The sequence below is a fragment of the Methylobacterium brachiatum genome (assembly GCF_900113845.1).
Lineage (GTDB): Bacteria > Pseudomonadota > Alphaproteobacteria > Rhizobiales > Beijerinckiaceae > Methylobacterium > Methylobacterium brachiatum.
In genome coordinates, this window is sequence record NZ_FOQW01000007.1 from 189716 (window position 1) to 211503 (window position 21788).

Consider the following 21788-nt stretch of genomic DNA (forward strand, 5'->3'; position numbering starts at 1 on the left):
CGCGGTTTCGCCGCAACCGAGCCGGAGGGAGACCCATCCCCTCCGGAATCCCTGTCCCCGTGTCGAAAATCCTCCCCGCCCTCGCCGCCGCCCTGTCGCTGTCGCTCGCCGGCTGCGGCGGCCTGTCCTTCACGCCCGAACCGACCGTGGAGAACGCGACCCATACCGCGATCCTCGACGAGGTCGCCGCCGCAGCCGCGATCTCGGCCTACCGGGTCCAGCACGGGCTGAGCCCGGTCATCGTCGACACCGGCCTGGTGAAGGCCGCCGCCTTCCAGGCCGGCAACAATGCCCGGCACGGACAGCTGAGCCACGATGTCGGCGGCAGCTTCACGTCACGCATGGCCTCGGCTGGCCTGGCGCGGTCCTACGCCGCCGAGAACCTCAGCGCCGGCTCGGAGACCTTCGAGCAGGTGCTTGCCCGCTGGAAGGCCAGCCCCGAGCACAACAAGAACATGCTGCTTCCGCAGATCCGGCGGATCGGCATCGCCCGGGTCGATGCCCCGAACACCCGCTACAAACGGTTCTGGGCGCTGGTGATGGCCGGCGGCTGAGCGGTCTCAGCCCTCGGCCGGCGCTAGATCGATGATCCGCAGCTGCGCCCGCTCGGCACCCCGCCAGCGGTCGCAGGACAGCGTGCCGGCCACATGCATCTCCTGGCCGATCCCTTTCAGCAGCGCCTGCCCGAGCGGCCGTTCGGCTGCCCGAAAGCAGATCGCGCCGACGGCCTGACCGTCGCGGCTGCGCAGCCGGGCGCGGACATGGCTCGACCCGACCACCGCGGCATCGACCAGCCGGTGCCGGCCTAGCGCAAAGACCGGCTCCGGCGCCCCCTGCCCGAACGGGCCGGCCCGCTGCAGCAGCCGGACGGTCTCGGCGGTGGCGCCGCCGGCGCTGAGGCCGCCGTCGATCATCAGGGCGTCGGCCGCCCGCGAGACCGCGACGCTGGCGCCGAGCAGAGCGGCGAGATGCGTCTCGAAACGCGGGATGTCGTCCGCCCGCAGGGTGACGCCCGCCGCCATGGCGTGGCCGCCGCCCTTGCTGGCGAGCCCGGCCTCGACGCAGGCACGGACGGCCAGGCCGAGATCGGCGCCGGGGATCGAGCGGCCCGAGCCGGTGGCGGTGCCATCCGGCCGGATCGCAAAAGCGAAGGCCGGCCGGTTGAAACGCTCCTTGAGCCGCGCCGCGATCAGCCCGACGATGCCGGGATGCCATTCGGCATTGCCGGTCACCAGCACGGCCCGGGCGGGATCGAGGGTCAGGGCGCGGTCCATCTCGGCCTCGGCCTCGGACACGGCATGGGCCTCGATCGCCTGGCGCTCGCGGTTGAGACGGTCGAGATCGGCCGCGATCCGGGTCGCCTCGACCGGATCCGCCGTGGTGAGCAGGCGCGCGCCGAGGGCCGAATCGCCGATCCGCCCGCCCGCATTGATCCGCGGCCCGAGCACGAAGCCCAGATGCCACGCCTCGGGGGGCTCGCTGAGCGAGGCGGCGTCGAGCAGGGCGGCCAGACCGGTGCGTCCGCGGTGACGCATCACCGTCAAGCCTTGAGTCACGAAGGCGCGGTTCAGGCCGATCAGCGGCACCACGTCGGCCACCGTCGCCAGGGCGACAAGGTCGAGGGCGTCGGTCAGGGGCGGCTCCGGGCGATCCGGCCCGAAAAAACCCTCCCGGCGCAAAGCGCGGTTGAGGGCGGCCAGCGTGAGGAACACGACGCCCGCGGCGCAGAGATGGCCGAGGCCCGACAGGTCGTCGAGCCGATTGGGATTCACCACGGCCCGGGCCGGAGGCAGGAGCTCGCCGGCCGCGTGGTGATCCAGGACGATCACGTCGAGGCCCAGTTTCTCGGCCTCTTCCAGCGGCCCGTGGCCGCTGGTGCCGCAATCGACGCAGACCAGCAGGGTCGCGCCCTCGGCCGCCAAAGCGGTGATCGCCGCGATGTTGGGGCCGTAGCCCTCGGTGATCCGATCCGGGATGTGGATCGGGGCCCGGAGGCCGAGCTGACGGAGATAGCCGGCGAGCATCGCGGCGCTGGCCGCGCCGTCGACGTCGTAATCGCCGAACACCGCGACCACCTCGCCGCGGCGGATCGCGCGGACCAGCCGGCGCACCGCCGCATCCATGTCGAGCAGCGTGTCCGGATCCGGCATCAGATCGCGCAGGCGCGGCGCCAGATGGCGGGCCGCCTCGTCCGGCGCCACCTGCCGGCCGGCCAGCACGCGCGCCAGCAATTCCGGCAGGCCGTGCGCCTGGACCATCTTGGCGATGTGATTCTGCACCGCCATGCCGGCGCAGCGCTCCTGCCAGCGCCGGCCGGTCACGGAGGCGGCGACGCCCAGGAACGGCGGCGGATCGGCGAGCAACGAGGCGGCGGCGGCGGACACGGGCGGCACTCTACACCGGGTCGGCGGCAGAATCGCGGGCGCCAGGGCAACAACGACGGCGCTCGACACGGGGCCGGCAAAACAAAAGGGCGGGCATCGCTGCCCGCCCCCTGCCCCATCCGATTTTCGGCTGGCCTCAGAACGCCTTGAGGATGTTGTCGACAACCTTCTTGGCATCGCCGAACAGCATCATGGTGTTGTCGCGGAAGAACACCTCGTTCTCGACGCCGGCATAGCCCGAGCCCATGCCGCGCTTGATGAACAGCACGGTCTTGGCCCGCTCCACGTCGAGGATCGGCATGCCGTAGATCGGCGAGGCCTTGTCGGTCTTGGCGGCCGGGTTGGTGACGTCGTTGGCGCCGATCACGAAGGCCACGTCGGCCTGCGGGAACTCGCCGTTGATGTCCTCCAGCTCGAACACCTCGTCGTAGGGCACGTTCGCTTCGGCGAGCAGGACGTTCATGTGGCCCGGCATGCGGCCCGCCACCGGGTGGATGGCGTATTTCACGTCGACGCCCTCCTTCTTCAGGAGGTCGGCCATCTCGCGCAGGCTGTGCTGCGCCTGCGCCACCGCCATGCCGTAGCCCGGGACGATGATCACGCGCTCGGCGTTCTTCATGATGTAGGCCGCGTCGTCGGCCGAGCCCTGCTTGACCGGGCGCGTCTCGACCTGGCCCGGGCCGGCCGCGGCGGCGTCGCCACCGAACCCGCCCAGGATCACCGAGACGAACGACCGGTTCATCGCGTGACACATGATGTAGGACAGGATCGCGCCCGAGGAGCCGACCAGGGCGCCGGTGATGATCAGCGCGAGGTTGCCGAGGGTGAAGCCGATGCCGGCCGCGGCCCAACCCGAATACGAGTTCAGCATCGACACGACGACGGGCATGTCGGCGCCGCCGATCGGGATGATCAGCAGGCCGCCCAGCGCGAAGGACAGCAGCACGATCAGCCAGAAGATCGCCTTGCTCTCGTTGCCGATGAACAGGACGAGCAGCAGCACCAGGGCGACCGCGAGGCCGATATTGATGAGGTGCCGCTGCGGCAGCATGATCGGTTTGCCGGACATCCGCCCGTCGAGCTTGGCGAAGGCGATGACCGAACCGGTGAAGGTGATCGCGCCGATGGCCGCGCCGAGCGCCATCTCGAACAGCGACTGCTTGTGGATGTGGCCGTTCTCGAGGATGCCCACCGCCTGCGGGGCGTAGAGCGTCGCCGCGGCGCCGGCCACGGCCGCGAGGCCGACCAGCGAGTGGAAGGCGGCCACGAGCTGGGGCATCGCCGTCATCGGCACGCGCTTGGCGATGACCGCACCGGCGCCGCCGCCGATCCCGATGCCGAGGATCACCAGGATCCAGGCACCGAACCCGGCGGGCGGATGGCCGACCAGGGTGGTGAGCACGGCCAGAGCCATGCCGATCATGCCGTAGAGGTTGCCCTGCCGCGACGTTGTCGGGTGCGACAGCCCCCGCAGCGCCATGATGAACAGGACGCCGGCGACGATGTAGAGAAGGGCGGAGACGTTCTGGGACATCGTCTCAGGCCTTCTTCTTGTACATGCCGAGCATGCGCTGGGTGACGAGGAAGCCCCCGAAGATGTTCACGCTTGCGAGCACGATGCCGAGGAAGCCGAAGGCGCGGGCCCAGCCGGTGCCCTTCTCCAGCAGCGGAACGCCGGCCGCCAGGAGCGCGCCCACGATGATCACCGACGAGATCGCGTTGGTCACCGACATCAGCGGGGTATGCAGGGCCGGGGTGACCGACCAGACCACGTAGTAGCCGACGAAGATCGCCAGCACGAAGATCGCCAGCTGGAAGACGAACGGGTCGACGGCGCCGCCGGTGGCGGCGCTCAGCCCGTGGCCCATGCCGGCGGCGATCGCCTGGGCCTGGTCGGCGGCGTTGCGTGCGACCTCGGCCGCGGCACGCGCGGCATCGGCCAGCACGCGGGTCTGATCAGCCGCCTGATCGGGAGGGACGACGACGTTTGCCATTCTGCTTCTCCTCTCGACCGATCTTCAGTGCGCGCCCGACGGGGCCGGGGCGGCCTCGGCCTTGCCGGTCTCCGACTTCGCCAAGCCGACCGCTGCGGCCTCCGAGGCCGGGCCATCGGTCTTCGACTGGAAGGAGGCGTGCACCACGGAGCCGTCGCGGGTCAGGTTGGTCGCCTTCACCAGCTCGTCGTCCCAGTTGATCGCCAGCGCCTTGGTCTCCTTGTCGATCAGCGTCTCGACGAAGGCGTAGAGGTTGCGCGCGTAGAGGCTCGACGCCGTGGCGGCGAGGCGCCCCGGGACGTTGGTGTGCCCGACGATCTTCACGCCGCGATCGGTCACCACGACCTCGCCCGGCTTGGCGCCGGCGACGTTGCCGCCGCGCTCGACCGCGAGATCGACCAGGACCGAGCCCGGCTTCATCGAGGCGACCATCTCCTCGGAGACGAGCTTGGGCGCCGGGCGGCCGGGGATCAGCGCCGTCGTGATGACGATGTCCTGCTTGGCGATGTGGCCCTTCACCAGCTCGGCCTGCTTGGCCTGATAGCCGGCGGACATCTCCTTGGCGTAGCCGCCCGCGGTCTCAGCCTGCTTGAACTCGTCATCCTCAACAGCGACGAACTTCGCGCCGAGCGATTCGACCTGTTCCTTGGTGGCGGGGCGCACGTCCGTAGCGGTCACGACCGCGCCGAGGCGCCGGGCGGTGGCGATGGCCTGGAGGCCGGCGACCCCGACGCCCATGATGAAGACGCGGGCGGCCGGTACGGTGCCGGCGGCGGTCATCATCATCGGCATGGCGCGGCCGTACTCGGCGGCGCCGTCGACGACGGCTCGATAGCCGGCCAGGTTCGCCTGCGAGGACAGCACGTCCATCACCTGGGCGCGGGTGATGCGCGGCATCAGCTCCATGGCGAAGCCCGAAACCCTGGCCTCGGCCATGGCCTTCAGCGCGGCCTCGTTGCCGTAGGGATCCATGATCGCGATCACGGTGGCGCCGCGCTTGAGCAGCGACAGCTCCTCGCCCGCCGGGCGGCGGACCTTGAGGACGAGATCGGCATCGCGCGCCGCATCGGCGGCGCTGCCGGCGATCTCGGCCCCGGCCGCTTCGTACTCGCTATCGAGGATCCCGGCTTTCAGCCCGGCGCCCGCCTGCACGGTGATGTCGGCGCCGAGCGCCTTGAACTTCTTGACGGTCTCCGGAACCGCAGCGACCCGCGATTCCGCAGAGTCCGTCTCGGACAGCACAGCGATGCGCATGCGAGGCTTCCCCTGAATAAGCTTGGCCTCCCGAATGCGCGAACCGGCACGGCTTTTCGAGACGCGAATGAAGGTTGCGCTGATGGAACCAGAGCGAATGTAACCCGTGGCACGTCGCTTGGACTGCCACGCTTCAATGCGTCATCGCACCGCTCGACCGCCGGGCGCCGCATCGCGCCCTGAAAGCCGGCAACCGCCTTTCAGGAGGAGGGCCCGGGGCGAGCGGCCGGTCCCGCGGCCTTAGGCGAAGGCGAGATAGAGGAAGAGCAGGATCCCGACCACGAGGGGGCCGCGCCAGCCAATGGCCGGGGCCAGGGCGCCGACGGCGCCGGCCGCACCCGATACGATCACGCTGAGAATCGCGAGCAGCCAGGCTTCGCGGATACCGCCCACGGCCAGCGCCAGGACCCAGCAAATGACGACGCCCGTGCCGATCTCGACGAAGCGAACGAAGCCGCGGTAGGTCTGCTCGTGGGTGTTGGCGTCCATCGCCGGGCTGTAGGTGTGCCCGGCCACCGTCTCACTGTCGGCCATCGTGCGCTCGTTTCCCTTGGATGCGACTTCTTGTGGTCACCCCGGGATGTAGCTCAAGCGTTTTCCTGCCGCAATCGGACGCACGCAAGTTGATCGCCCTCTCGGTGGACTTCCGGGGGGCGATTACGCCGGTTTCGGCAATCCGGCCTGGGCCAGGATCTGGCTTTGCCGCTCGCCCAGCGTCTCCAGCGAAAAATGCTCGATCTCGGCCTCGAACAGGCGGTGGTAGTTCAGCTCCGAGCGCAGATGCAGGAACACGGCGCCGAGGCCGACTGCGGCGCGATCCATGAACACGAATTCCTGCGGCACGGTCACCGGGCCGCGCTCCTTGAGCGCCTGGTGCACCTGGAACGCCTGGCGCCGGCCATATTCACCGGGCTTGACCCCGTCCGCCACGGTGCGGGTGCGATCCTCCAGGAGCGGCCCGTAGATGAAGCGCGCCCAGATGTTCAGGATCTCGATCTTCTCCTTGTCGAGATTCTTGAAGCCCCAGACCTCGTAGGCATGGACGATTCGGGCCGCATCTTCCTCCAGCAGGCCGCGATACAGGTCGACCACGCCGCCGACGAAGCGGGGATGGAAGATTCGCACGCAGCCATAATCCAGCAGGTTGATGCCGGCCGCCTCGCCGCCCTCCGAGAAGACGGTGTAGTTGCCGAGATGCGGGTCGCCGTGGATGACGGCGGCGCGGCTGAACGGGTGCCACCACGCCTTGAACATCGCCTGCGCGATGCGGTTGCGCACCTCCACCGGCTCCTCGGCGAAGCCCAAAATCTTATCGCCGTCGAGCCAGCCCAGCGTCAGCAGGCGCTTGGTCGACAGATCGGGAAAGACCCGCGGCACCCGCACCGCATCGATATCCTTGAGCACCTCGCCGTAGAGGCGCGCATGCTTGGCCTCGCGCTCGTAATCCAGCTCCTCGCGCACCCGCGCGCCGATCTCCTTGGCGATCTCACGGGTGTCGAGCCAGCTGTTCATCCGGCGATGAAGCGCGAAGGCGATCTCCAGCTGCTTGAGGTCGGCCTCCACGGCCGATTGCATGTCCGGGTACTGGAGCTTGCACGCCAGCCGCTCGCCCTCCTTGGTGGAGGCGCGATGGACCTGGCCGAGCGAGGCCGCGGCGGCGGGTTTCAGGTCGAAGCTGCCGAACCGCTCCTGCCAGCCCAGCCCCAGCTCGGATTGCATCCGCCGCTTGACGAAGGCCGCGCCCATGGGCGGCGCATCGGCCTGCAGCTTCTGGAGCTCGGCGGCATATTCGGGCGGCAGCAGATCCGGGATCGTGGCGAGCAGCTGCGCCACCTTCATGATCGGCCCTTTCAGGCCGCCGAGCGCCTGCGCCAGGGCGGCGGCGCTGGTGGTGCCCTCCTTGCCGAACAGCCGGGACATGGCCATGCGGGCGGCGACGCCGCCGACATTGGCGCCCACGCTGGCGTAGCGCCCCGCGCGCGCGGAGAAGCGATTGGCTTCGCGATCGGTCTCGGCCATTGTCCAGGATCTTCCTCGATGCTGGTCCGGACATAAGCGTCTGCGGTCGGCGTACCAGACCGCCGGGTCGCTGCGCCGCGGCGGCTCAGGCGGCGGGCCAGTTGTCCCGGATCCACCGGGTCAGGCCGGATTCGTCGATCTCGCCGGCGGCGAGGCCGCGTATCATCACAACGGCTTCAGCCTCGTCGACCACGAAATCGATATCGTTGAGCCCGAGAAACGTCACGAGCGCCAAGAGCGCAGCCCGTTTGTTACCGTCGATAAACGGATGGTTCTTGGCGATGCTGAAGGCATAGGCAGCCGCGAGTTCGGCAAGGTCAATATGAGCGCCGTCCTCGGCAGAGGCCGTGCGATTGACGAATCGGCCCAGCGCTGATTCGAGGACGCCTTCGTCGGGTAGGCTGGCCGGGCCGCCGAATTGCTTCAACTGCAGCGCATGAATCGCCGTCACGAGATCGCTCGTGAGCCAGACGATCCGACGATCGGCTGTCATTTGGCGAGTTCCGACAGGGCGTTACGATAGGTCTTCATCGCCTTCTCGGCGACCTTCATCCCCTTCTCGAAGGTCGGGTCGTAGGGCGACAACCGCACGGACCCATCGGCATTCTCGGTGACGTAGAGCCAATCGCCTTGCGCGAGATTGAGCTTCGCCAGGAAATCCTTCGGTAGGATCAGACCGGTCGAATTGCCGACGCGTTTGACCTCGAGCTTCATGGCCGCCTCCGTGATGTTATACGTTGTGTATAACATCACGGAGGCCAGCTCGGAAGTCGGTTAGCCCTGGCCTTCCATCCCCTCCAGCTCGACGATCATCCCCTCGATCATCCCGAGGCCGATCTGCCAGAAGCCCGGGTCCTTCGCATCGAGCCCGAACGGGGCGAGCAACTCCCCGTAGGGCTTCGAGCCGCCCGCCGCGAGCAGGGCGAAGTAGCGATCGACGAAGCCTGGCTCCGCCTGCGCGTAGACGCCGTAGAGCGAGTTCACCAGGCAATCGCCGAACGCGTAGGCGTAGACGTAGAACGGCGAGTGGATGAAGTGCGGGATATAGGCCCAGAACGGCTCGTAACCCGCATCCAGCGTGATGGCCGGCCCGAGGGATTCGGCCTGGACCGAGAGCCACAGGGCGTTGATCTGGTCGCTGGTCAACTCGCCCTTGGCGCGGGCCAGGTGGACCTTCCGTTCGAACGAGTAGAACGCGATCTGGCGCACCACCGTGTTGATCATGTCCTCGACCTTGGCGGCGAGCATGGCCCGGCGCTGGGTCGTGTCCGTGGTCGCCGCGAGCAGCTTGCGGAAGGTCAGCATCTCGCCGAACACGCTGGCGGTCTCGGCCAGGGTCAGGGGCGTCGGCGCCATCAGGGCGCCGTTCGGTCCGGCCAGCACCTGGTGGACGCCGTGGCCCAGCTCGTGGGCGAGCGTCATCACGTCCCGCGGCTTGCCCTGGTAATTGACCAGCACGTAGGGATGGACCGACGGCACGGTCGGGTGCGCGAAGGCGCCCGGCGCCTTGCCGGGCCGGGTCGGCGCGTCGATCCAGCTCTCGTCGAAGAAGCGCTTCGCGATTCCGGCCATCTTCGGCGAGAAGGCGTCGTAGGCCGACAGGACCGTATCGCGCGCCTCGGTCCAGGGAATGGTGCGCTGCTCGACCTTCGGCAGCGGCGCGTTCCGGTCCCAGTAGGGCAGCGCGTCCTGCCCGAACCATTTCGCCTTCAGCCGGTAATAGCGGTGCGAGAGCCGCGGATAGGCCTCCCGCACGGCATCGACCAGGGCCGCCACCACCTCCGGCTCGACCCGGTTGGCGAGATGGCGCGCGTCGGCGACATCCTTGAAGCCGCGCCAGCGGTCGGAGATCTCCTTATCCTTGGCCAGGGTGTTGGTGATCAGCGTGAACACGCGCAGATTGCTGCGCAGAACCTCGCTGATCGCCCCGGCCGCCTCCTTGCGGACGGCGCCGTCCGGGTCCTGCAGCTTGTTCAGGGTCGGCTCCAGGGGCATCTGCTCGCCCTGGACCGTGAAGCGCAGGCCCGCGATCGTCTCGTTGAACAGCCGGTCCCAGGCCGCGTTCGCGGTGACGGATTTTTCGAGGAACAGCTTCTCGGTGCGGTCGTCGAGCTGATGGGGCTTCTCGCGGCGCAGGTCCTCGATCCAGGGCGCGTAATGGGCAAGCGGCCTCTGGGCCATCGCCGCATCCATCACGGCGTCGTCGATCCGGTTCAGCTCGAGGGCGAAGAACAGCAGGTCGGCCGAGGCGTCGGTCAGGCGCTCGCGGGTGTCGCCGTAGAACTTGGCCCGGGCCTCGTCGGTGGTGTCCCCGGAATAGACCAGACCGGCAAACGACATCAGCTTGCCGAGCAGATCCTCGATCTCCTCATAGGCGCGGACCGCCTCGGCAAGACGCTCCGACGCGTCCGGCGCGGCGGCCAGCGCGGCGATGCGGCCGGCATAGGTCTCGGAGAAACGCCGGCATTCCTCCTCGGCGCGGGTCATGTCGGCGGCAAATTCCGGCGCCTCGATGCCGGGATAGAGGTCGGACAGATCCCATTCCGGAAGATGGCCGAGGTCGACGGCCTTGGCGGCGGCGCGTGCGGCGCTCACGCCCTCCGGCAGACGGACGTTCACCGGCGAAGCGGTGGTGCTCGGCATCATGTCTCGCGATCCTTTTGGGGGGTGTCAGACCCGTACCCTGATATCGAGCGCGCGGCCACGCGTTCAACGTGGCCGGTCGCCCGGACCCATCCGGCGCGGTGACGACACGGCGCAAACGTCGTTAAGCGCCACTTTACGTCTCTGGGTCACCCTACGGTTCGAAACGAAACACTCGCCGACTCAGGCGGTGCGGCGCGGGCCGGTCCCGCGCCGTATCCGGGCCTGACGCGCCGTGCAGGGAGCCGCCATGTCCACCACAATCCTCATCGTGGACGACGATCCGGTTCAGCGTCGCCTCGCCGAGGCGGCGGTGCGCCGGTTCGGCTTCAACGCGCGGGTAGTGGAGACCGGGGCGGAGGCCCTGACGGTGCTGAAGACCGAGGGCGCGGACGTGGTGCTTCTCGACCTGGTGATGCCGGGGCTCGACGGGCTCGGGGTGCTGGCGGAGATGCGCAGCGGCGGCCTCGACACCCCGGTGATCGTCCAGACCTCGAACGGCTCGATCGACGCCGTGGTCACCGCCATGCGGGCGGGGGCCGTCGATTTCGTGGTCAAGCCGGCCGGCGCCGAGCGCCTGCAGGTCTCGATCAAGAACGCGCTGCGGGTCGACGTGCTGGAGGAGGAGGTGCGCCGCATGCGCCGCCGCGCCTCCGGAGCGCTGACCTTCAAGGATCTGACCTCCAAGAGTCCGGACATGGAGCGCGTGATCCGCCTCGCCGAGCGGGCGGCCAAATCCAACATCCCGGTGCTGATCGAGGGCGAATCCGGCGTCGGCAAGGAGGTGCTGGCGCGCGCGATCCAGGGCTCGGGCGACCGGCGCGGCAAGCCGTTCGTCACGGTCAATTGCGGGGCGATCCCGGAGAACCTCGTCGAGTCGACCCTGTTCGGCCACGAGAAGGGGGCGTTCACCGGCGCCACCGAGAAACACGCGGGCAAGTTCGTCGAGGCCTCGGGCGGCACCCTGTTCCTCGACGAGATCGGCGAGCTGCCCCTCGACGCCCAGGTGAAGCTGCTGCGCGCGCTCCAGGAGGGCGAGGTCGATCCGGTCGGCGGCAAGCGCTCGGTCCGGGTCGATATCCGGCTGATCTCGGCCACGAACCGCTCGCTCCTCGACCTCGTGAAGGAAGGCAAGTTCCGCGAGGACCTGTATTATCGCCTCAACGTCTTCCCCATGACCCTGCCGCCCCTGCGCGCCCGCCGGGAGGACATCCCGGATCTGGTGCGCTCCTTCTGCGCCCGGTTCTCCGCCGAGGAAGGCAAGCGGGTGCGGGCGATCGCCCCGGAGGCGATGGCCCTGCTGACGCGCTATCCCTGGCCCGGCAATGTCCGCCAGCTGGAGAACGCCCTGTTCCGCGCCGTCGTGCTCGCCGATTGCGACGAGCTGACCGTGGCCGAGTTTCCGCAGATCGCCGCCCAGGTCGAAGGCTTCGATGTCCGCATTCCGGCGGCGCCCACCCAACCGCAGATGCCGGCCTACGCACCGGAGCCGGTGCGCGAGATCGTCCGCGTCGAGGTTCGCGATCCCCACGCCATGTCGCTGGTCACAGAGGAGACCGGCGAGATGAAGACCATGGATGTGCTGGAAGCGGAGATCATCCGCTTCGCGCTGCAATTCTACCGGCAGCGCATGTCGGAGGTGTCGCGCCGCCTCGGAATCGGCCGATCCACACTCTACCGCAAGCTGAAGGACCTCGGTCTGGAGGGCGACGAGAAGACCGAGGACGCCGCCTGAGCGGCCGGGTGTGCTAGCGCACCGTGCCGTTCGGGACGCGATGGCGTTCGGAACACCTCCACGGATCTGCCGATCTCGCGGACACGACCAATTCATTACGCTTCGTGTGGCATTTCCATCAGATGTCACATCACGAGAACTGAATTTAACCTGACGAAGACTGCAGTTGCTCAACGCCACGCTTGAGCGGATAATCACAATCTGAGCGTGCGGCTCTGCCGCCGCGTCCCGGGAGATCACGATGCGCGTCCCGCGCTCCAGCCTCGTCGCGCTGGCCGCCCTTATGACCGGAACGCTGGCCTCGGCAGGCGCGCTCAGCGCCGAAACGGCGGCGCTCGATCCGGCGACCCTCGGCACCCCGGCGAGCCCGCCCGAGCCCGCGCCTGTACCGGCCTCGCAGCCGGCTCCGCAGCCGGAGCCGGCCGGGGCCGATCCGGTCTCGACCGCGCTGCCCGATTACAAGCCCGAGGTTCCGAAGGCCGAGCCGGCCCCGGCCCCGGTGGCGACGACACCGGTCGTTCCCACCGATCCCCTGGCCGCGGCCATCTTGGCGCGGTTCGGCGAATCCGCGCCGCTGCTGCTGCGGCTCACCGGCAAGGACCGCGACGGGATCCGGGCCTTCTATGAGGCCCGCGCCTACAAGCCGCTCTGGATCGCCGACGGGGCCTGGACGGAGGCCGCCAAATCAGTTTCGGCGCGCCTGGCTGCCGCCGGCGAGGATGGGCTCGATGCCCGGGCCTACGCGGTCCCGAACCTCGCCGAGAAACCCGACGAGAAGGCCGTGGCCGATGCCGATCTCCGCTTCTCGGCGGCGGCCCTGGTCTACGCCCGGGACGCCCGCGGCGGCCGGGTCAACCTCGCGTCGATCTCCCGTCTCATAACCCCGCAGCTCGACCTGCCGAATGCCGACGCGGTGCTGACCAAGCTCTCCGATGCCGGCGCGAAGGCGGGCGACGCCTTGCAAGGCTACAACCCGGCCACGGCCGGCTATCTGGCCCTCAAGGCGCGGCTCGCGAGCTTGCGCGGGCCGGCGCCTGCCGCCGCCGTGAAGCCCCTGCGCCTGCCCCCGGGTCCCGCGCTGCGGGTGGGCATGCGCGATCCGCGCGTGCCGCTCCTGCGCACGCATTTCGGCCTCGAGACGCGCCCGGCCGGCACTCTCGACCGCCCGCCGGGCGAGCCGGAGGAGTACGATTCCGTCGTGTCCGACGCGGTCGCCAAGTTCCAGCGCGGCCGCGGTCTGCCCGGAAACGGCGTGCTCAACGTCCAGACCGTCCTGGCGCTCGCCGATGCCGGCCGCCCAGCGCGGGCGAGCGGCAGCGAGGCCGAGCTGATCGTCAACATGGAACGCTGGCGCTGGCTGCCGGGAGATCTCGGATCGGACTACATCCTGGTCAACGTCCCGGAATACCGCCTGCGCGCCTATCGCGGCGGCAGCCTGCGCGATGAGGCCCGGGTGATCGTCGGCAAGCCCGAATCGCGCACGCCGCTCTTCTCGGGGCTGATGGAATACGCGGTGGTCAACCCGTCCTGGTACGTGCCACCCTCCATCCTCAAGACCATGGCGCCGAAGCTCGCGGGCTACGGCGGCAAGACCTGGGGCGGCTACGAGGTGGTGCGCCGCGGCGGCCACGTCTCGCTGCGCCAGCCGCCGGGGGAGCGCAACGCGCTCGGCTTCATCAAGTTCATGTTCCCGAACCAGCACGCGGTCTATCTGCACGATACGCCGAACCGCTCGCTGTTCTCGGCGGCCAAGCGGGACTTCAGCCATGGCTGCGTCCGCGTCGACGATCCGTTCCGCCTCGCCGACGCGGTCCTGCCGGACTGGACCGAGGCGCGTCTGAAGAAGCTGATCGGCAAGGGCGAGCGCACGATCCGGCTGCCGGCCAAGCTGCCGGTGCACCTCGCTTATTTCACTGCCTACGTGGACGATGGCGGCACGTTCCGCACCCTGCCGGACCTCTACGGCTACGACGCCCCGATGCGCGCGGCGCTGGGCCTGCCCGGCGGTGGCGGACCGGCGATCGCCAAGCTCCCGGAGGAGAAGGCGCGCCGCAAGCCCGAGGCCGCGCCGGTGGCCCAGGCTCGTCCGGCGCCCCGCCGGGAGGCCGCACGTCCCCGCCGCTACGCCGAGCCGGAGCCGAGCGCGCGCTACGACGATTACGACTCGCCGGGTCGTCACGTCCGCCGGGCGGCCCGCGCCGACAGCGCGCCGGAATACGGCGAGCCGGGCCTGTGGACGCCCGCGCCGGCGCCGGTCTCGCGGGGCTGGTGGTAGGTTCACTCCAAGCCTGCGCCCTCAACTCTCGGGTGCGCAGGCGCACAGCCGGGCACGATTTCGCCACGGTCCAGCCTTAGCCGTTTCCCTCGCACATTCGGCGAAGGGACATGGCTTCGGCCCCGCGGGCCGACCGCCTCGACCGCATATCCGCCGCATGCCCTTCGCGGGTTCGGGAGAGGATCAGGACCATCGTGCCGAGCCTGCGCAGAACCGCCCGACACCTTGTCCTCGCCCTGTGCGGCGCGACGCTCGGCCTGATCGCCGGCGCGGCCGAGACCGAGAACGCGGTGGCCAACGGCGATACCCGCTCGCTCACGATCTTCCACACCCACACCAAGGAGAGTGCGACCATCACGTTCAAGCGCGATGGCCGCTACGACCGTGCGGCGCTCGAGCAGCTGAACTGGCTGCTGCGCGATTGGCGGGTGAACGAGCCGATCAAGATGGATCCGCGCCTGTTCGACACGGTCTGGGAAGCCTACCGGCAGGTCGGCGCGACCCAGCCGATCCACGTGGTCTCGGCCTATCGCTCGCCCGGCACGAACGCGATGCTGCGGCGGCGGTCGCGGATGGTCGCCGAGTTCAGCCAGCACATGCTCGGCAAGGCGATGGACTTCTATCTGCCGGAGGTCTCGATCGATCGGATCCGCGAGGTCGGGCTCCAGATGCAGCGCGGCGGCGTGGGCTGGTACCCGCATGCCGGCACGCCCTTCGTCCATCTCGACGTCGGCTCGGTGCGGATGTGGCCGCGCATGACCCACGACCAGCTCGCCCGCCTGTTCCCGGACGGCAAGACGGTCCACCTGGCGAGCGACAACCGCCCCTTCCCCCGCTACGAAGAGGCGAAGGCCGAGATCCTGGCCCGGGGCGGCACCGTGGCCGGCCTCACCACCCAGATGGCGAGCGGCGAGGAAGAGGACGGCCCCGGCCTGTTCGGCTTCCTGGCGAGCCTGTTCGGCGGCGGCTCCTCGGCACCCGAGCCGGCCGCGGCACCGCCGCCCGCGCCGGTGGCGAAGCGCGGCCGGCAGGCCCCCGTGGTCGCCGTGGCGAGCGCCGATCCGCAGGATCCGGTCGGCACCCGCGCCGCCCTGGCCTACGCGGCGCCGACCGCCGACGACACGCTGCGCAACACCCTCGCCCGCCCCGATCAGGCCAATGCCGGCGCGAGCCAGCCGGTCGACGCGCGCGCCCTGCTCACCGTCGAGAAGCCCGCCGTGGACGAGGTCGCGTCCGCCGTCCTGGCGCCCCTGCCGCCCCGTCGGCCCTCCGATTTCAGCGCGGTCGCGGCTGCCGCCATCACCATGCCGCTGCCGCCGCCGCGTCCGGTCCAGTTCGCCGCGCTCGATGGCGGGATGGCCAACCTAGCCGCGCCGAGCGCAGGCCGCGCGCTCATCCGCGACGTGCCTGCCGAGCCGGCGCCGCGGCGTCCGCTGGTGGCGGCCGACGCCGACGCGAAAGCACAGTTGCGCTCGCTGTTCGAGGCCGCGTCAGCCGGCCCTGTGGCGGCTCCGGCCGGCCGGGGCGTGCCGGTACGGGTCGCGGCCACCCGCATCCGCGAGGCGGCCCCGGACGCGGTCGTGGCGGCGAAGCCCGGACCGGTCGCGACCCGGTTCAGCGCGAAGAGCCCCGGCGACGAGCTCACCGCCGCGCGCTTCACCGGCTCGGCGACGCGCGGAACGCGCTGAAGCGTCGAAGGTGGGAAGGGGCCGCGCTTACCGAAGCGGCTTGGACAGGTTGATCGCCAGGGCGGAGACCAGGGTCGCGGCGTAGCCGTCATCCTGCGTGTCGGCGATGCGCTCGGCCTCGCCGCCGCTATTGGCCGCCACCGACATCATCAGCATCACGGCGGTCACCATCGCACCGAGGCCCGCGACCGTCGCGAGATAGGCCCGCACGGCGGCGCGGGGAGCGGGGGCCGCGTTGGCGGTGCCGGCATAGAGCGGAGCGGAGCTGCGTGGAATCATGGCCGGTGATTCTGGCGCCTGACGCTGGGCCCGGGACGGAGCGATGGGCACCGCACGCCGCCTGTCGGCTCGATCAATAAACGTGCAGCTGTGGACCGAGTTCAACTGTCGACAGCAATTATCAACGGCCTTTCGTCTGGGCTTGGTTGATCGCCGGTATCGGGGGCGGGAAACCGCCCCCGATACCCGTGCATCCGGTCGGCTCAGCCTTCCTTGCCGAGCACCTTGCCGAGCGCGGCCTGGGCCGCGGCGAGGCGGGCGATCGGCACGCGGTAGGGCGAGCAGGAGACGTAATCGAGCCCGACCTCCTGGCAGAACCCGATCGAGGCCGGGTCGCCGCCATGCTCACCGCAGATGCCGAGCTTGATGTCCGGACGCGTGGCGCGGCCGCGCTCGACGCCGATGCGGACCAGCTCACCCACGCCCTCCTGGTCGATGGTGATGAACGGGTCGGCCGCCAGGATGCCCTTCTGGGTGTAGGGACCCAGGAAGGTCGCGGCGTCGTCGCGGGAGATGCCGAGCGCCGTCTGCGTGAGGTCGTTGGTGCCGAACGAGAAGAACTCGGCGGTCTGCGCGATCTCGCCGGCCTTCAGCGCCGCCCGCGGCAGCTCGATCATGGTGCCGACCTGGTAATTCAGGGTGGCGCCCTTCTCCTCGGACACCGCCTTGGCCATGGCGTCGATCCGCGCCTTCACGATGTCGAACTCGGTGCGGGTGAAGACCAGCGGCACCATCACCTCGGGGGTGACCGGGCTGCCGGTATCGGCGGCGGCCTGGACGGCGGCCTCGAAGATCGCCCGGGCCTGCATCTCGGCGATCTCCGGGAAGGCGATCGCCAGGCGGCAGCCGCGGAAGCCGAGCATCGGGTTGTGCTCGGACAATTCCCGCATCCGGTGGCGGATCTTGTCCTCCGAGACGCCGGTGGCCTTCACGACCTCGGCCACCTCGGCATCGGTGTGCGGCAGGAACTCGTGCAGCGGCGGATCGAGCAGGCGGATCGTCACCGGCAGGCCGGACATGATCGTGAACAGCTCGACGAAGTCCTGCCGCTGATAGGGCAGGATCTTCGCCAGCGCCGCGCGGCGACCCTCGGCGTCGTCGGCCAGGATCATCTCGCGGACCGCGATGATGCGGTCACCCTCGAAGAACATGTGCTCGGTGCGGCACAGGCCGATGCCCTCGGCGCCGAAATTCCGCGCGGTGCGGGCGTCGGTCGGGGTGTCGGCGTTGGCCCGCACCTTCATGCCGCGGAACTGGTCGGCCCATTCCATCAGCGTCGCGAAGTCGCCCGACAGCTCGGGCTCGAGCATCTCCACCTCGCCCTGGATCACCTGACCGGTCGAGCCGTCGATGGTGATCCGGTCGCCGGCCTTCAGGGTGGCGTCGCCGACCTTCAGGGTCTGCGCCTTGTAGTCGATCCGGATCGAGCCGACGCCGGAGACGCAGGGCTTGCCCATGCCGCGGGCGACCACGGCCGCGTGGCTGGTCATGCCGCCGCGGGTGGTCAGGATGCCCTCGGCGGCGTGCATGCCGTGGATGTCCTCGGGCGAGGTCTCGATCCGCACCAGGATGCACTTGCGCTCGGCCTTGCGCAGCGCCTCGGCATCCTCGGAATTGAACACGATCTCGCCGGTCGCCGCCCCCGGGGAGGCCGGGAGTCCGGAGGCGATGACCTTGCGGTCCGCCTTCGGGTCGATCGTCGGGTGCAGGAGCTGGTCGAGGGCCGAGGGCTCGACCCGGCCGATCGCCTCCTCGCGGGAGATCAGCCCCTCGCCGGCCAGATCCACGGCGATGCGCAGGGCCGCCTTGGCCGTGCGCTTGCCGTTGCGGGTCTGGAGCATCCAGAGCTTACCCTTCTCAATGGTGAACTCCATGTCCTGCATGTCGCGGTAATGCGCTTCCAGGATCCCGTAGATCCGGGTCAGCTCCGCGTAGCTCTCGGGCATGGCCTTCTCCATGGAAGGCTTGTCGCTCTCGGCCTCGATCCGGGCCTTCTCGGTGATGTTCTGCGGCGTGCGGATACCCGCCACCACGTCCTCGCCCTGGGCGTTGATCAGGAACTCGCCGTAGAGCGCCTTCTCGCCGGTGGACGGGTTGCGGGTGAAGGCGACGCCGGTGGCCGACGTGTCGCCCATATTGCCGAACACCATGGCCTGGACGTTGACGGCCGTGCCCCAGCTCTCCGGGATGCTGTTCAACTCGCGGTACTTTTTGGCCCGCGGGATCATCCAGGAATTGAACACGGCGCTGATCGCGCCCCAGAGCTGGTCTTCGGCCCCTTGCGGGAAGTCCGAGCCGTGCTCGTCGCGGACGATCTTCTTGTAGGTCTGGATCAGGGTCTTCCAATCCTCGGCCCCGAGCTCGGTGTCGAGGTCGTAGCCCTTGCCTTCCTTGTAGTGCTCCAGCGCCTCCTCGAAGGCGTGGTGCTCAACGCCCAGCACCACGTTCGAGTACATGGTGATGAACCGGCGGTAGGAATCGTAGGCGAAGCGCTCGTCGTCGGCCTCCTTGGCCAGCGCCAGAACGGTCTGGTCGTTGAGGCCGAGGTTCAGCACCGTATCCATCATGCCCGGCATCGACGCCCGGGCGCCCGAGCGGACCGAGACCAGCAGCGGGTTCGACGCGTCGCCGAACTTGCGGCCAGTGAGGTTGCCGATCTGGGTCAGCGCGGCGGCGACCTGGTCCTTCAGCTCCGGCGGGTAGGCCTTGCCGTGATCGTAATAGTAGGTGCAGACCTCGGTGGTGATGGTGAAGCCGGGCGGCACCGGAAGGCCGAGGTTGCACATCTCGGCCAGGTTGGCCCCCTTGCCGCCGAGGAGGTCGCGCATCTGCGACTTGCCCTCCGCTTTGCCGTCGCCGAAGGCATAGACCCACTTCGCGCTGCCGGTCGCCATATCGAACCCGTCCGTATCTGATGCCCGGCACAGGCCGAGCTGATGGGCGCGGGTTGGACCATCCCGCAACGCAACGCAAGATGAACGCATTGCGGGCTTGTGCGCACGCGGCTGACGCGCAGCGCAGTCTGTCAGGATTCGCGCCGGTGAATCGACTTTAGGTAAGGCCGCGCAGCAGCCCGAGACCGATCACGCCGACCACGATCAGGTAGATCGCCACGATGTAGTTGAGCAGACGGGGGGCGATCAGGATCAGGATCCCGGCCAGGATCGCGATGAGCGGCTGCAGGTTCGAGATGGTGATGGTCACGGGCGCCTCCAGGGCCGAGCTCGGCCGTTGACGGTCGACGCCCGTAGCGTATCGCGGTTCCCTGTAGCTGGCGCATGACGAAGCGCCGGATCGCTCCGGCGCTTCGCAGAATCACCTCACGGCTTCGACGGCATCGACGGCTTGAGGGCCGGCATGGTGGTGCCGGGGATCGGATCCTTCGCCTCGCCGGTGGGCAGGCTCGCCTCGATGGTCGGGTGGGCGAGCTCCGGATAGGGGCCGATCACGTTGGCGCCGTTGAGCGGCTTGTTCGCGCCGTTGTGGCAGGTGGCGCAGTTGATCTTCGGCACGTCGCCCATCGCTCCGAGCCGGTTGCGCGGGAAGGTCGAGGTGAGCGGCTCCATGAAGTCCTGGTTCAGGTCCCGCACCATGCGGATGCCGTACCAGGCATGGACCCGGTTGGGCGTGCTGGTGTCCCATTGCGCCACCGACCGGGTGTTGTGGCAGAAGGTGCAGTTCACCCCGAGCGATTGCGACATGCTGATCATGATCGCGAAGGTCTTCTCCGCATCCTGGATCGGCTTGCCCTTGGTCTCGGGCAGCACCGTGGTCGCGTTGACCCGCACCGCGTCCTCCGGCGTGTCCTTGTGCTGATAGAAGGCCTGGTAGACGTCGTAGGGCAGCGAGGTGTTGCCGACTTCGGCGGACGCCACGTTCTGGCTGTTGTTGCGCGGGATGAACCGGCCCTCGCCCTGGATGGGCCGGTCGAACCAGATGTTGGCTGGCACCGGATTGCCCCGGTGGCAGGTGTAGCAGGTCACGCCCGCCTCGTGGACGTGGTTCTCCTTCCAGGACGCGTTGATCGTCTGGGTCATCTGCAGCATCCGCCGGGCGACCCGCTTCTGGTACAGCTCGTCGGAGGCCATGTTCTCGGTGCTGTGGCAGTAGGTGCAGCCCTGCTGGGGCGCCACCCACTCGGTGATCGACACCATCAGCCGGTTGAACTGCTCGGCCGAGAGGTCTCCCAGAACCTGCACGTTCTCGTAGACCGCCGAGGCCTTCTCGCCGCCGGCCTCGGCCGGGTCGGCTGGGGCCGGGGCGACGTTGGCCGCCGCCAGCGCCGCGTTGCCGGACCGGGTCCGGATCAGGTCCATGCCGGTGCCGCGGAAGCCGGTCTGCTTGGCCGCCATGGGGGGATGGGTCCAGCCCGCGCCCCCGAACATCGCGATGGTGAGGAACAGGGCGAGCGCCCCGCCGACCACCGCCAGAATCGTCTTCATGACGGCCTCCTCACGGCTTCATGCCGGGTGCGAGATGGGCGGGGTCGACGATCGGGCCGTAGACCTGCGGATAGGACGGGGCGACGCCGTGCTTGACCGCCCAGAGGTACCAGTTGTCGACCACGGTGCCGGTGAGCAGGATGCCGATGCCGCCGGTCAGCGTCGTGAGCACCGCGAACCACCAGGCCCAGCGGTGGATGGATTCCATCGTGGCGTTGAAGCCCATGGTCCAGCGCCAGAACAGGGCGGCGCGCTCGGTGGCGGTGCCGCGGTCGACGATCTGGTCGATCTCGCGGTCGGCGCCGTAGCGCGAGCAGGCCAGGATGGTGCCCCCGTGCATCGCGAACAGCAGCGTCGATCCGTACAGGAACGTGATCGAGAGCATGTGGAACGGGTTGTAGAACAGGTTGCCGTAGCGGAGGGAGAACGCCGCGGTCCAATCGAGATGCGGGAAGATGCCGAACGGCACGGCCTCCGACCACGAGCCCATCATCAGCGGCCGGATGAAGCCGAGGACGAGGTAGAGCCAGATCGCCGACGCGAAGGCCCACGGCACGTGGGTGCCCAGCCCTAGCGCCCGGGCCCGGCGGTAGAGGTGGACCCACCAGAGCAGGATCGACGCGGTGAGGAAGAAGCCGGCGATCAGCCACCAGCCGCCCTCGTTGAGCGGCGGCAGGACCTTCAGCCCGTATTTCGGCAGGGGCGGCTCCAGGGCGAGCCAGGGCAATTGCCGGGCGAACTGCACCGGATCCCAGTTCACCGAGGCCCACATGTTGAGCCCGATGATCTCGAAGGCGATCAGGCCGCAGACCATCGACAGGGCGGCGACGTAGCCAATGTAGATCGGGCCGACCTGGCTGTTGCCCAGCAGGCCGAACAGGTAGCTGTTGAACGGCCGGCCGACCCGGTCGTTCGAGCTCACCGGGATGCCGTGCTCCGGCTCCAGCGGGCGGACCTGAACCTGGGTGAAGATGTTCTGGTAATAGGCCATCGCCCGCCCTCCCCGCGGCGTGCCGCACGCGTCGTGCGGCGCCGGCTTGGATCATTGGTGTCGCTTCGCCCGATTCTCGGCGGG

18 protein-coding genes are annotated in these 21788 nt (G+C 69.3%); 4 read left to right on the forward strand and 14 right to left on the reverse strand.

Annotated elements, in window-relative coordinates; all coding sequences use genetic code 11:
- The first annotated feature begins 59 nt into the window (after positions 1–59).
- Complete coding sequence (locus BMZ47_RS10805) at positions 60–554, forward strand: CAP domain-containing protein (RefSeq protein WP_050733414.1); 495 nt, start codon at positions 60–62, stop codon at positions 552–554.
- A 6-nt stretch (positions 555–560) separates the two neighbouring features.
- Here BMZ47_RS10805 and recJ read toward each other — a convergent pair whose 3' ends face one another.
- The 9 genes from recJ to BMZ47_RS10850 all read right to left on the reverse strand — a co-directional run bounded on the left by recJ (position 561) and on the right by BMZ47_RS10850 (position 10297).
- The gene (gene recJ / locus BMZ47_RS10810) at positions 561–2285 is read right to left on the reverse strand and encodes a single-stranded-DNA-specific exonuclease RecJ (RefSeq protein ID WP_244536796.1); all 1725 of its coding nucleotides are present in this window, start codon (positions 2283–2285) and stop codon (positions 561–563) included.
- Positions 2286–2520: 235 nt separating this feature from the next.
- Positions 2521–3918 carry an NAD(P)(+) transhydrogenase (Re/Si-specific) subunit beta gene (locus BMZ47_RS10815; protein WP_007563699.1) on the reverse strand — a complete coding sequence of 466 codons (1398 nt, stop codon included), beginning with the start codon at positions 3916–3918 and terminating at the stop codon, positions 2521–2523.
- Positions 3919–3922: 4 nt separating this feature from the next.
- On the reverse strand, positions 3923–4378 hold the full coding sequence (locus BMZ47_RS10820) for an NAD(P) transhydrogenase subunit alpha part 2 (protein ID WP_007563697.1): 456 nt from the start codon (positions 4376–4378) through the stop codon (positions 3923–3925).
- 24 nt (positions 4379–4402) lie between these two features.
- Complete coding sequence (locus tag BMZ47_RS10825) at positions 4403–5632, reverse strand: Re/Si-specific NAD(P)(+) transhydrogenase subunit alpha (RefSeq protein WP_091861773.1); 1230 nt, start codon at positions 5630–5632, stop codon at positions 4403–4405.
- 240 nt (positions 5633–5872) lie between these two features.
- Complete coding sequence (locus BMZ47_RS10830) at positions 5873–6166, reverse strand: aa3-type cytochrome c oxidase subunit IV (RefSeq protein WP_007563693.1); 294 nt, start codon at positions 6164–6166, stop codon at positions 5873–5875.
- A 123-nt stretch (positions 6167–6289) separates the two neighbouring features.
- Positions 6290–7651 carry an ABC1 kinase family protein gene (locus BMZ47_RS10835; RefSeq protein ID WP_091861776.1) on the reverse strand — a complete coding sequence of 454 codons (1362 nt, stop codon included), beginning with the start codon at positions 7649–7651 and terminating at the stop codon, positions 6290–6292.
- Positions 7652–7736: 85 nt separating this feature from the next.
- Positions 7737–8144 carry a type II toxin-antitoxin system death-on-curing family toxin gene (locus BMZ47_RS10840; protein WP_091861779.1) on the reverse strand — a complete coding sequence of 136 codons (408 nt, stop codon included), beginning with the start codon at positions 8142–8144 and terminating at the stop codon, positions 7737–7739.
- Positions 8141–8365 (reverse strand): AbrB/MazE/SpoVT family DNA-binding domain-containing protein, encoded by a 225-nt coding sequence (locus BMZ47_RS10845; protein ID WP_039902970.1) that lies wholly within the window; start codon positions 8363–8365, stop codon positions 8141–8143. The genes BMZ47_RS10840 and BMZ47_RS10845 overlap by 4 nt, the downstream gene beginning before the upstream one ends.
- Positions 8366–8425: 60 nt before the next feature.
- A complete protein-coding gene (locus BMZ47_RS10850) occupies positions 8426–10297 on the reverse strand; it encodes a M3 family oligoendopeptidase (RefSeq protein WP_091861781.1) in 1872 nt (623 codons plus the stop codon).
- Between the two features lie 247 nt (positions 10298–10544).
- On the opposite strand from BMZ47_RS10850, the gene BMZ47_RS10855 reads away from it, so the two are divergent.
- From BMZ47_RS10855 to BMZ47_RS10865, 3 genes are all read left to right on the forward strand, one after another.
- A complete protein-coding gene (locus tag BMZ47_RS10855) occupies positions 10545–12029 on the forward strand; it encodes a sigma-54-dependent transcriptional regulator (RefSeq protein ID WP_007563681.1) in 1485 nt (494 codons plus the stop codon).
- 241 nt (positions 12030–12270) lie between these two features.
- Positions 12271–14304, forward strand: coding sequence for a L,D-transpeptidase scaffold domain-containing protein (locus BMZ47_RS10860; protein WP_091861783.1), 2034 nt, complete (start codon positions 12271–12273; stop codon positions 14302–14304).
- A 194-nt stretch (positions 14305–14498) separates the two neighbouring features.
- A complete protein-coding gene (locus tag BMZ47_RS10865; protein ID WP_091861786.1) occupies positions 14499–15992 on the forward strand; it encodes a peptidoglycan L,D-endopeptidase MepK in 1494 nt (497 codons plus the stop codon).
- A 27-nt stretch (positions 15993–16019) separates the two neighbouring features.
- On the opposite strand, the gene BMZ47_RS10870 is transcribed toward BMZ47_RS10865, so the two are convergent.
- From BMZ47_RS10870 to pufM, 5 genes are all read right to left on the reverse strand, one after another.
- The gene (locus BMZ47_RS10870; RefSeq protein WP_091861790.1) at positions 16020–16271 is read right to left on the reverse strand and encodes a hypothetical protein; all 252 of its coding nucleotides are present in this window, start codon (positions 16269–16271) and stop codon (positions 16020–16022) included.
- Between the two features lie 203 nt (positions 16272–16474).
- Complete coding sequence (gene ppdK / locus BMZ47_RS10875) at positions 16475–19165, reverse strand: pyruvate, phosphate dikinase (protein ID WP_091861793.1); 2691 nt, start codon at positions 19163–19165, stop codon at positions 16475–16477.
- A 157-nt stretch (positions 19166–19322) separates the two neighbouring features.
- Complete coding sequence (locus BMZ47_RS10880; protein ID WP_007563670.1) at positions 19323–19475, reverse strand: DUF3096 domain-containing protein; 153 nt, start codon at positions 19473–19475, stop codon at positions 19323–19325.
- Positions 19476–19591: 116 nt separating this feature from the next.
- Positions 19592–20713: a photosynthetic reaction center cytochrome PufC gene (gene pufC / locus BMZ47_RS10885; RefSeq protein ID WP_091861796.1), complete on the reverse strand. Its 1122-nt coding sequence runs from the start codon at positions 20711–20713 to the stop codon at positions 19592–19594.
- A gap of 10 nt (positions 20714–20723) precedes the next feature.
- A complete protein-coding gene (gene pufM, locus BMZ47_RS10890) occupies positions 20724–21704 on the reverse strand; it encodes a photosynthetic reaction center subunit M (RefSeq protein WP_007563666.1) in 981 nt (326 codons plus the stop codon).
- Positions 21705–21788: the final 84 nt, after the last annotated feature.